This is a genomic window from Streptomyces sp. SM18, from assembly GCF_002910775.2.
In the GTDB taxonomy this organism is placed as follows: domain Bacteria; phylum Actinomycetota; class Actinomycetes; order Streptomycetales; family Streptomycetaceae; genus Streptomyces; species Streptomyces halstedii.
The window spans coordinates 3175717-3187129 of sequence record NZ_CP029342.1 but is presented as its reverse complement, the minus strand read 5'-3'; the positions used below and the strand labels follow the sequence as shown (position 1 = coordinate 3187129).

Genomic DNA, 11413 nt, shown 5'->3' with positions numbered 1-11413 from the left:
GGCAACGTCGCGTACCGCCGCCCGGAGGGTGAAACCGCATGACCCAGACAGTCGCAGTCCTCGGTACAGGAAAGATCGGCGAGGCCCTGCTCAGCGGCATGATCCGGGCCGGCTGGCGGGCCGGTGACCTGCTGGTGACCACCCGCCGCGCCGAACGCGCCGAGAAGCTCCGCACCCGGTACGGCGTCGAGGCCGTCACCAACGCGGAGGCCGCCAAGAGCGCGGACATCCTCATCCTCGCGGTCAAGCCCCAGGACATGGGCACCCTCCTGGACGAACTCGCCCCGCACGTCACCTCGGACCGCCTGGTCATCAGCGCCGCCGCCGGCATCACGACCGCGTTCATCGAGGACCGCCTCGCCGAGCGGACCCCGGTGGTCCGCGTCATGCCGAACACTCCCGTCCTCGTGGACGAGGGCATGTCCGTCATCTCGGCGGGCAGCCACGCCACGCCCGACCATCTCGCCCTCGCCGACACGATCTTCGGGGGCGTGGGCAAGACAGTGCGTGTCCCGGAGTCCCAGCAGGACGCCGCCACGGCGCTCTCCGGGTCGGGCCCCGCGTACTTCTACTTCCTCGTGGAGGCCATGACCGACGCCGGCATCCTCCTCGGACTGCCCCGCGCCCAGGCCCACGAGTTGATCGTGCAGGCCGCGATCGGTGCCGCCGTCATGCTCCGGGACAGCGGTGAACACCCGGTCAAGCTCCGTGAGGCCGTGACCAGCCCGGCCGGCACCACCATCAGCGCCATCCGGGAGTTGGAGAACCACGGTGTGCGCGCCGCGCTCATCGCCGCACTCGAAGCCGCCCGCGACCGCAGCCGCGAACTGGCCTCCGGCAACGGCTGAGCCGGGCCCGCCCCGCACCCGTGGGCCCCGAGCTGACCCGTACGGCGGAGTGGCCCACGACCACAGGGACCGGCCGTACGGGCCGGCTCTCCCGCCCGTACGGTCGTCCGCCGTTCCCCGGTCGCTCCCCGGTCGCACCGGGGTGCGTGACCGGGGCACCGACCGATCGTCCAGGCATCACCGCAGGTCAGGGTGGTCAAGCAGTCCGGTCGCCGCCACCGGCGACATCCCGCCGCCGGGGCTCCGGGAGGGGCGGCCACCGCGTGCCGGCCGTGCGGGGAGGCGGCTCGGCACGCACCCTGCGGCCACCGTCGCCCGTACCGGCTCGGGAGTGGGCGCGGGCCGGGGTTGACAGAGCCCGGTGACCTCCGTAGTGTGCTCCGAGTTGTCCGACGTGAGCGCCGACCTCGGTCGGTCCCCGGGCAGCCATTCCGCAGTCTCCACAGCAATCGAGCGACATCTGTCGCGCGTTTTGTATGTGCGCGTGTGCGAAATGAGGAATCAGCGTTCGAAGGTGACCCGATTAGCGTCGGGGCCAGGGATTCCGCTAATGTCTCACTCGTCGGAACGGCCCAACGGCCGGGAGGACGAACCCCGCTGACTGGGAATCAGGCCCGAAAGGATCTGATAGAGTCGGACTCGCCGGAAAGGGAAACGCGAAAGCGAAGAACTGGAAAGCGGAAGACGCAAGACCCGCTTCGACCGGGAATCGGACACGAAAGAGTCTGATAGAGTCGGAAACGCAAGAACGAAGGGAAGCGCCCGGAGGGCCCCGGTGAAACGGGACCGAAGGAAGCGTCCGTTCCTTGAGAACTCAACAGCGTGCCAAAAGTCAACGCCAGATATGTTGATACCCCGGCCTGCTTCGGCAGGTTGGTGGTTCCTTTGAAAAGACCTGCCCGGTCCGTAATGGATGCGGGTAGGCGAAACATAGCGAGGACGCTGTGAACGACCGGTCTTATTCCGACCTGGTCGTTCCGCTCTCGTGGTGTTCATCCCGATTACGGGAAAACATTCACGGAGAGTTTGATCCTGGCTCAGGACGAACGCTGGCGGCGTGCTTAACACATGCAAGTCGAACGATGAAGCCTTTCGGGGTGGATTAGTGGCGAACGGGTGAGTAACACGTGGGCAATCTGCCCTTCACTCTGGGACAAGCCCTGGAAACGGGGTCTAATACCGGATAACACTCTGTCCCGCATGGGACGGGGTTAAAAGCTCCGGCGGTGAAGGATGAGCCCGCGGCCTATCAGCTTGTTGGTGGGGTGATGGCCTACCAAGGCGACGACGGGTAGCCGGCCTGAGAGGGCGACCGGCCACACTGGGACTGAGACACGGCCCAGACTCCTACGGGAGGCAGCAGTGGGGAATATTGCACAATGGGCGAAAGCCTGATGCAGCGACGCCGCGTGAGGGATGACGGCCTTCGGGTTGTAAACCTCTTTCAGCAGGGAAGAAGCGAAAGTGACGGTACCTGCAGAAGAAGCGCCGGCTAACTACGTGCCAGCAGCCGCGGTAATACGTAGGGCGCAAGCGTTGTCCGGAATTATTGGGCGTAAAGAGCTCGTAGGCGGCTTGTCACGTCGGATGTGAAAGCCCGGGGCTTAACCCCGGGTCTGCATTCGATACGGGCTAGCTAGAGTGTGGTAGGGGAGATCGGAATTCCTGGTGTAGCGGTGAAATGCGCAGATATCAGGAGGAACACCGGTGGCGAAGGCGGATCTCTGGGCCATTACTGACGCTGAGGAGCGAAAGCGTGGGGAGCGAACAGGATTAGATACCCTGGTAGTCCACGCCGTAAACGTTGGGAACTAGGTGTTGGCGACATTCCACGTCGTCGGTGCCGCAGCTAACGCATTAAGTTCCCCGCCTGGGGAGTACGGCCGCAAGGCTAAAACTCAAAGGAATTGACGGGGGCCCGCACAAGCAGCGGAGCATGTGGCTTAATTCGACGCAACGCGAAGAACCTTACCAAGGCTTGACATATACCGGAAAGCATCAGAGATGGTGCCCCCCTTGTGGTCGGTATACAGGTGGTGCATGGCTGTCGTCAGCTCGTGTCGTGAGATGTTGGGTTAAGTCCCGCAACGAGCGCAACCCTTGTTCTGTGTTGCCAGCATGCCCTTCGGGGTGATGGGGACTCACAGGAGACTGCCGGGGTCAACTCGGAGGAAGGTGGGGACGACGTCAAGTCATCATGCCCCTTATGTCTTGGGCTGCACACGTGCTACAATGGCCGGTACAATGAGCTGCGATGTCGCAAGGCGGAGCGAATCTCAAAAAGCCGGTCTCAGTTCGGATTGGGGTCTGCAACTCGACCCCATGAAGTCGGAGTTGCTAGTAATCGCAGATCAGCATTGCTGCGGTGAATACGTTCCCGGGCCTTGTACACACCGCCCGTCACGTCACGAAAGTCGGTAACACCCGAAGCCGGTGGCCCAACCCCTTGTGGGAGGGAGCTGTCGAAGGTGGGACTGGCGATTGGGACGAAGTCGTAACAAGGTAGCCGTACCGGAAGGTGCGGCTGGATCACCTCCTTTCTAAGGAGCATCGAGGTTCCGTCAAGGAATCGAGGGCCACTACGTCGGCAAATGTTCGACGGTGGTTAGCTCATGGGTGGAACGTTGACTACTCGGCACGACAGGTCAATCACTGCTAGTACTGCTTCGGCGTGGAACGTGGTGAGGGACAGGTCGGGTCGGGCACGCTGTTGGGTATCTGAAGGTACGGCCGTATGGTCGCCTTCGGTTGCCGGCCCCAGTGCACTCACCTGTAAGGGTGGGGTGATGGGTGGCTGGTCGTTGTTTGAGAACTGCACAGTGGACGCGAGCATCTGTGGCCAAGTTTTTAAGGGCGCACGGTGGATGCCTTGGCACCAGGAACCGATGAAGGACGTGGGAGGCCACGATAGTCCCCGGGGAGCTGTCAACCAAGCTTTGATCCGGGGGTTTCCGAATGGGGAAACCCGGCAGTCGTCATGGGCTGTCACCCGCTGCTGAACACATAGGCAGTGTGGAGGGAACGAGGGGAAGTGAAACATCTCAGTACCCTCAGGAAGAGAAAACAACCGTGATTCCGGGAGTAGTGGCGAGCGAAACTGGATGAGGCCAAACCGTATGCGTGTGATACCCGGCAGGGGTTGCGCATGCGGGGTTGTGGGATCTCTCTTTCACAGTCTGCCGGCTGTGAGGCGAGTCAGAAACCGTTGATGTAGGCGAAGGACATGCGAAAGGTCCGGCGTAGAGGGTAAGACCCCCGTAGCTGAAACATTGACGGCTCGTTTGAGAGACACCCAAGTAGCACGGGGCCCGAGAAATCCCGTGTGAATCTGGCGGGACCACCCGCTAAGCCTAAATATTCCCTGGTGACCGATAGCGGATAGTACCGTGAGGGAATGGTGAAAAGTACCGCGGGAGCGGAGTGAAATAGTACCTGAAACCGTGTGCCTACAAGCCGTGGGAGCGTCGCTGGCAGCACTTGTGCTGTCAGTCGTGACTGCGTGCCTTTTGAAGAATGAGCCTGCGAGTTAGCGGTGTGTAGCGAGGTTAACCCGTGTGGGGAAGCCGTAGCGAAAGCGAGTCCGAACAGGGCGTTTGAGTTGCACGCTCTAGACCCGAAGCGGAGTGATCTAGCCATGGGCAGGTTGAAGCGGAGGTAAGACTTCGTGGAGGACCGAACCCACCAGGGTTGAAAACCTGGGGGATGACCTGTGGTTAGGGGTGAAAGGCCAATCAAACTCCGTGATAGCTGGTTCTCCCCGAAATGCATTTAGGTGCAGCGTCGTGTGTTTCTTGCCGGAGGTAGAGCACTGGATAGGCGATGGGCCCTACCGGGTTACTGACCTTAGCCAAACTCCGAATGCCGGTAAGTGAGAGCGCGGCAGTGAGACTGTGGGGGATAAGCTCCATGGTCGAGAGGGAAACAGCCCAGAGCATCGACTAAGGCCCCTAAGCGTACGCTAAGTGGGAAAGGATGTGGAGTCGCAGAGACAACCAGGAGGTTGGCTTAGAAGCAGCCATCCTTGAAAGAGTGCGTAATAGCTCACTGGTCAAGTGATTCCGCGCCGACAATGTAGCGGGGCTCAAGCGTACCGCCGAAGTCGTGTCATTCATACACATATCCTTAACGGGAGTATGGATGGGTAGGGGAGCGTCGTGTGCCGGGTGAAGCAGCCGCGGAAGCGAGTTGTGGACGGTTCACGAGTGAGAATGCAGGCATGAGTAGCGATACACACGTGAGAAACGTGTGCGCCGATTGACTAAGGGTTCCTGGGTCAAGCTGATCTGCCCAGGGTAAGTCGGGACCTAAGGCGAGGCCGACAGGCGTAGTCGATGGACAACCGGTTGATATTCCGGTACCCGCTTTGAAACGCCCAGTACTGAATCAGGCGATGCTAAGTCCGTGAAGCCGGCCTGATCTCTTCGGAGTTGAGGGTAGTGGTGGAGCCGATGAACCAGACTTGTAGTAGGTAAGCGATGGGGTGACGCAGGAAGGTAGTCCAGCCCGGGCGGTGGTTGTCCCGGGGTAAGGGTGTAGGACGCACGGTAGGCAAATCCGTCGTGCATATAGTCTGAGACCTGATGCCGAGCCGATTGTGGTGAAGTGGATGATCCTATGCTGTCGAGAAAAGCCTCTAGCGAGTTTCATGGCGGCCCGTACCCTAAACCGACTCAGGTAGTCAGGTAGAGAATACCGAGGCGTTCGGGTGAACTATGGTTAAGGAACTCGGCAAAATGCCCCCGTAACTTCGGGAGAAGGGGGGCCATCTCTGGTGAGGGAACTTGCTTCCTGAGCTGGGGGTGGCCGCAGAGACCAGCGAGAAGCGACTGTTTACTAAAAACACAGGTCCGTGCGAAGCCGTAAGGCGATGTATACGGACTGACGCCTGCCCGGTGCTGGAACGTTAAGGGGACCGGTTAGTGCACTTTCGGGTGTGCGAAGCTGAGAACTTAAGCGCCAGTAAACGGCGGTGGTAACTATAACCATCCTAAGGTAGCGAAATTCCTTGTCGGGTAAGTTCCGACCTGCACGAATGGCGTAACGACTTCTCGACTGTCTCAACCATAGGCCCGGTGAAATTGCACTACGAGTAAAGATGCTCGTTTCGCGCAGCAGGACGGAAAGACCCCGGGACCTTTACTATAGTTTGATATTGGTGTTCGGTTCGGCTTGTGTAGGATAGGTGGGAGACTTTGAAGCGGCCACGCCAGTGGTTGTGGAGTCGTCGTTGAAATACCACTCTGGTCGTGCTGGATGTCTAACCTGGGTCCGTGATCCGGATCAGGGACAGTGTCTGATGGGTAGTTTAACTGGGGCGGTTGCCTCCTAAAGAGTAACGGAGGCGCCCAAAGGTTCCCTCAGCCTGGTTGGCAATCAGGTGTTGAGTGTAAGTGCACAAGGGAGCTTGACTGTGAGACCGACGGGTCGAGCAGGGACGAAAGTCGGGACTAGTGATCCGGCAGTGGCTTGTGGAAGCGCTGTCGCTCAACGGATAAAAGGTACCCCGGGGATAACAGGCTGATCTTCCCCAAGAGTCCATATCGACGGGATGGTTTGGCACCTCGATGTCGGCTCGTCGCATCCTGGGGCTGGAGTCGGTCCCAAGGGTTGGGCTGTTCGCCCATTAAAGCGGTACGCGAGCTGGGTTTAGAACGTCGTGAGACAGTTCGGTCCCTATCCGCTGTGCGCGTAGGAATATTGAGAAGGGCTGTCCCTAGTACGAGAGGACCGGGACGGACGAACCTCTGGTGTGCCAGTTGTTCTGCCAAGGGCATGGCTGGTTGGCTACGTTCGGAAAGGATAACCGCTGAAAGCATCTAAGCGGGAAGCCTGCTTCGAGATGAGTGTTCCCACCACCTTGAGTGGTTAAGGCTCCCAGTAGACGACTGGGTTGATAGGCCAGATGTGGAAGCCCGGTAACGGGTGGAGCTGACTGGTACTAATAGGCCGAGGGCTTGTCCTCAGTTGCTCGCGTCCACTGTGTTGGTTCTGAAATAACGAACTGCCGTGTTGTTGCCCGGTGTTGGTTAATTTCATAGTGTTTCGGTGGTCATTGCGTTAGGGAAACGCCCGGTTACATTCCGAACCCGGAAGCTAAGCCTTTCAGCGCCGATGGTACTGCAGGGGGGACCCTGTGGGAGAGTAGGACGCCGCCGAACTATTATTCCGGGAAAGCCCCGTGCCCTTGTGGCACGGGGCTTTTCTGCGTTCTGAGCGTCTACTCTCGGACCATGCGCTACGAACTGGTCATCTTCGACAACGACGGTGTGCTCGTCGACAGCGAGCCGATCTCCAACACCGTCCTCGCCGCCTACCTCACCGAGCTGGGCCACCACACCTCGTACGAGGAGTCCGTCCGCGACTACATGGGCGCCGCCGTCCACCGGGTGCACGACCTGGTGGAGGAACGGACCGGGGAGAAGCTGCCGGCCGACTTCGACGAGCAACTGCACACCCGCACCATCGCCGCGTTCCAGCAGGAGGAACTCGTCGTCGTCGACGGTGTCGAGGAACTCCTGGGCAAGCTCGTCGCCGAGGGTGTGGCCTACTGCGTCGCCTCCTCCGGAAGCCACCAGAAGATCTCCGCCGGGCACCGGCGGACCGGCCTCGACCAGTGGTTCGAAGAGGAATGGATCTTCAGCTCGGAGGACGTCGGACTCGGCAAGCCCGCGCCGGACCTGTTCCTGCACGCCGCCGAACGCATGGGCGTCAGCCCCGAGCGGTGTGTGGTGATCGAGGACAGCCCCCTCGGCGTCGAGGCCGCCCGCGCCGCCGGCATGGACGTGTACGGCTTCACCTCGATGATGCCGGCGGACCGGCTCGTCGGAGTCACCGGACACTTCTCCGACATGTCTCAGCTCCCGGAACTCCTGGCCTGAGTCCCGGAACTCCTCGCCCGAGTCCCGGAACTGCTTGCCCGAGCGATTTGCCTGATCGATCTACCCAGCGGTAGATCCTGGCTCTACGCTCGCGGCCATGACAACTGCGTGGCTGCGGCACGGCAGGGCGTCCCTCGCCTTCGGCTTCCTGGTGCAAGGGGTGACCTTCGCCCTGCTCGTCACCCGCATCCCCGCCATCCAGGACCGGTACGGGATATCCGACGGGCTGCTGCCCGCGTTCCTGGCCGCCGTACCCGTGCTGGCCGGAGTCGCCAGTGTGGCCACCGAGAAGGTCGTCGCCCGGGTGCGTCCGGGAGTCGTCCTGAGGTGGTCGCAGCCCGTCGTGCTGCTGGCCCTGCTCGGGGTGGGCGCCGGCAGCGAGGTGTGGCAGGCCGCCCTCGCGCTCGGTGTCTTCGGGCTGGCCGTAGGAGCGCTGGACGCCTCCATGAACATGCTGGGCGTCAGCCTGCAACGGGCCTACGGGCGCAGCATCATGCTCGGCTTCCACGCCGCGTACAGCCTCGGTGGTATCGCCGGTGCGTCGCTGGCCTGGGCGGGGGCCCACTGGGATCTGCCGCTGTTGGTGTCCTACCTGCCGGTCGTGGCCGTCCTGCTGCCCGCGGCCCTCGTCGGGAGCCGGTGGTACACGGAGGGGGAGCGGCCGGTGCCCCCGGCGGACGGGGACGGGACGGCCGGGAAGAGCCCCTCGGTGCCGTTCAGACTGCTGATGCCGTTGTGCCTCGTGATGGCGTTCGCGTACATCGGGGACTCGACCGTCTCCAACTGGAGTGCCAAGTACCTCCAGGACGTGCTGGGCAGTTCGGAGCAGTTGGCGACCGTCCCGTACAACGTCTACATGGTGACCACGCTGCTCGGGCGGGCCGTGGGGGACCTCGGGGTGCGGCGGCTGGGGGCGGTGGCCGTGGTGCGGGGCGGGAGTGTGCTGGCGGCTGCGGGGTTCGCGGTGGTGGCGGTGGCGCCCGGAGCGTGGTGGGGGATGCTCGGGTTCACCCTGCTGGGGCTGGGGCTGTGTGTGATCGTGCCGCAGACGTTCGCCGCCGCCGGGAGGATGTTCCCCGGCGCCAGCGATGTGGCCGTGGCCCGGCTGAACGTCTTCAACTACGTGGGCTTCCTCGTCGGGTCGCCGCTCGTCGGGGCCCTCGGGGGCGCCTGGAGCTATCGGGGCGCGATGCTGGTCCCCATGGTGCTGGTTCTCGCGACGCTCCTGCACGCCAGATCGTTCGGGGCGGACCCGGCCCGATACGGTGGCGGGCATGAGCGGGCGCGCGCGGCTGATGTGGGATGACGCGGTAACGGGATACGACTTCGGGGAGAGCCACCCCATGGACCCCGTCAGGCTCGACCTGACGATGGGACTGGTGCGGGCGTACGGGCTGGACGCGGGGGTGGACGTGCGGTCCGCCAAGGCGGCGGGGGAGTCCACCCTGCGGTTGGTGCACCGCGAGGACTACGTGGCCGCGGTGAAGGCCGCGTCCGCCGATCCGAAGGCCGCCGACCAGACGTACGGGCTCGGCACCGTGGACGATCCCGCGTTCGCCGGCATGCACGAGGCGTCCGCCCTGATCGCAGGGCTCTCGGTGGGGGCGGCGGAGGCGGTGTGGCGGGGCGAGACGGATCACGCGGTGAACTTCACCGGCGGCCTGCACCACGCGATGCCCGGGGCGGCCGCGGGCTTCTGCGTGTACAACGACCCGGCGCTGGCCATCGCCCGGCTGCTGGAGCTGGGTGCGGAGCGCGTCGCGTACGTGGATGTGGACGTGCACCACGGGGACGGCGTCCAGGCGGCGTTCTGGGAGGACCCCCGGGTCCTGACCGTGTCGCTGCACGAGCACCCGCGCACGCTGTTCCCGCAGACGGGCTGGCCCGAGGAGACCGGTGGCGGGGCGGGGGAGGGCGGCGCGGTCAATGTGGCGCTGCCGGCCGGTACGGGCGACGCGGGGTGGCTGCGGGCCTTCCACGCGGTCGTGCCGGAGCTGTTGGCGGACTTCCGGCCGCAGGTGCTCGTGACCCAGCACGGGGCCGACACGCACTTCGAGGACCCGCTGGCCCATCTCGCGGTCTCGCTGGACGCGCAGCGGGCGGTCATGACGGCCTGTCATGAGCTGGCGCACGCCCACGCGGAGGGCGGGCGGTGGGTGGCGCTCGGCGGTGGCGGCTACGCGGTGGTGGACGTGGTCCCGCGGTCCTGGACCCACCTCGTGGGCATCGCCGCGCACGCGCCGGTGGACCCGGAGTCGGTGGTCCCGGCGTCGTGGCGGGACCAGGTCTACGCCCGGACACGGCAGTTGGGTCCGGGGCGGATGACGGACGGCCGTACGCCCGAGTGGCGGTCGTGGGAGGACGGGTACGACCCGGCGGACCGGCTGGACCAGGCGGTGCGGGCGACCCGGCGGGCGGCGTTCCCGCTGCGGGGGCTGCTGCCGTGAGCGGCGGTTCCACCGAAGGTGGGTTCCGGTAGGGGTTCCGGCCCCTGGGCGGCGTCGGTGCGGCAGCATCGTCCGGGTGTTGAGCACCGGAGCGCTGCGCGCTCATCTGCTGGCGGCCCGGCTGGCCGGACCCGTGGCGACGACCCGGGAGACGAGTCTGCGCAGTTACCGGCTCTTCGCGGCGCGGGATCCGCGCGTCCTGCTGGGGCTCGATCCCGAACGGGCCTGGGCGGAGGGCGATCTGCTGCGGCTGATGGCCGACCGGTGCGGGGTGTCGGACGACCCGGGACGGGTGTCGGGCCCCGATGTGATCGACCCGGAGCGGACGCTGGCCGCTCTGGAGGCGTTCGCCGAGCGGCTCGCGGGGGCGGCGGCCCGGCGTTCCCCGGTGCTGATCGGGACCGGGCATCCGCACCGGCTGCTCGGGTTCTACGCCGGGCTGGCGGACGCCCTGTCGGCGGCCGGGTGCGCGGTCCTCACCCCCGAGCGGGGCAGATGTGTCGACATGACGACTCGGTTCGGCGTACGTGGATACACCCTCGATTACGTAGAAGGTGTCGCGTTGGTGCGCGAACGGGGCGTGCGGGCTCCAGGGAGTGCGACCGGCGCGCACACGCATTCACCGCTGCCGGTCCGGGCGGCTCTGGAGGGCGTGGCGAGGGCCGGCGGGGTGCTGCCCGAGCTGGTCGTGGGGGACCACGGATGGGTCTGCGGGGCAGGTCAGCTCGGTATCGAGGCGATCGGACTGGCGGACACGGACGACCCCGCGCTGTTCGTGGGCGAGGCCGAGGGACGGGTGTCCGTGGTGGTCCCGCTCGACGACGGGGTGCCGTCCGAGCACTACCGGCCGTTGGCTCGCTATGTACTCAATCGGGCGTGTCTGTCACAGTAGGCGGCCGATCGCCTCACCTCTTCCCCACTCGCATCACCCGCCCCTAACCTGGACGGTGAGCGCACAACGACGAAGAGTCACCGGAGGGGAAGCCGGTGCGCGTCTCGTGCGGAAGGTACAGGTGGGTCATGGCTGCTGGCAGCGAGAGGCCTCTCAACGAGGTCAAGTTTCTCACCGTGGCGGAAGTCGCCTCGGTCATGAGGGTGTCGAAGATGACCGTGTACCGCTTGGTGCACAGCGGTCATCTGCCGGCGATCAGGGTGGGAAGGTCCTTCCGGGTCCCGGAGCAGGCGGTGCACGAGTATCTCCGTGAGTCCTTCGTGGGGGTGGAGTCGGCCTAGGCCGCCC

General features: G+C 64.4%; 6 protein-coding genes and 3 rRNA genes. All 9 read left to right on the top strand.

Going from position 1 to position 11413, the window contains the following annotated elements:
- Positions 1–38: 38 nt before the first annotated feature.
- The 9 genes from proC to B9S64_RS14090 all read left to right on the top strand — a co-directional run bounded on the left by proC (position 39) and on the right by B9S64_RS14090 (position 11406).
- Entirely contained in the window at positions 39–848 is an 810-nt protein-coding gene (gene proC, locus B9S64_RS14135; RefSeq protein ID WP_103490524.1) for a pyrroline-5-carboxylate reductase, read from the top strand.
- Between the two features lie 1014 nt (positions 849–1862).
- Positions 1863–3388, top strand: a 16S ribosomal RNA gene (locus B9S64_RS14125).
- 297 nt (positions 3389–3685) lie between these two features.
- Positions 3686–6810: ribosomal RNA gene (locus tag B9S64_RS14120) — 23S ribosomal RNA — on the top strand.
- A 79-nt stretch (positions 6811–6889) separates the two neighbouring features.
- Positions 6890–7006 (top strand): 5S ribosomal RNA (gene rrf / locus B9S64_RS14115).
- The 16S, 23S and 5S rRNA genes sit together here, the layout of an rRNA operon.
- Positions 7007–7078: 72 nt before the next feature.
- Positions 7079–7726 carry an HAD family phosphatase gene (locus B9S64_RS14110; protein ID WP_093526289.1) on the top strand — a complete coding sequence of 216 codons (648 nt, stop codon included), beginning with the start codon at positions 7079–7081 and terminating at the stop codon, positions 7724–7726.
- A gap of 97 nt (positions 7727–7823) precedes the next feature.
- A complete protein-coding gene (locus tag B9S64_RS14105; protein ID WP_103491960.1) occupies positions 7824–9032 on the top strand; it encodes an MFS transporter in 1209 nt (402 codons plus the stop codon).
- Positions 9001–10173, top strand: coding sequence for an acetoin utilization protein AcuC (locus B9S64_RS14100; protein ID WP_103491961.1), 1173 nt, complete (start codon positions 9001–9003; stop codon positions 10171–10173). The genes B9S64_RS14105 and B9S64_RS14100 overlap by 32 nt, the downstream gene beginning before the upstream one ends.
- Positions 10174–10249: 76 nt before the next feature.
- A complete protein-coding gene (locus B9S64_RS14095) occupies positions 10250–11065 on the top strand; it encodes a phosphatase (protein WP_103491962.1) in 816 nt (271 codons plus the stop codon).
- Between the two features lie 128 nt (positions 11066–11193).
- Positions 11194–11406, top strand: coding sequence for a helix-turn-helix domain-containing protein (locus B9S64_RS14090; RefSeq protein WP_014046653.1), 213 nt, complete (start codon positions 11194–11196; stop codon positions 11404–11406).
- Positions 11407–11413 lie beyond the last annotated feature (7 nt).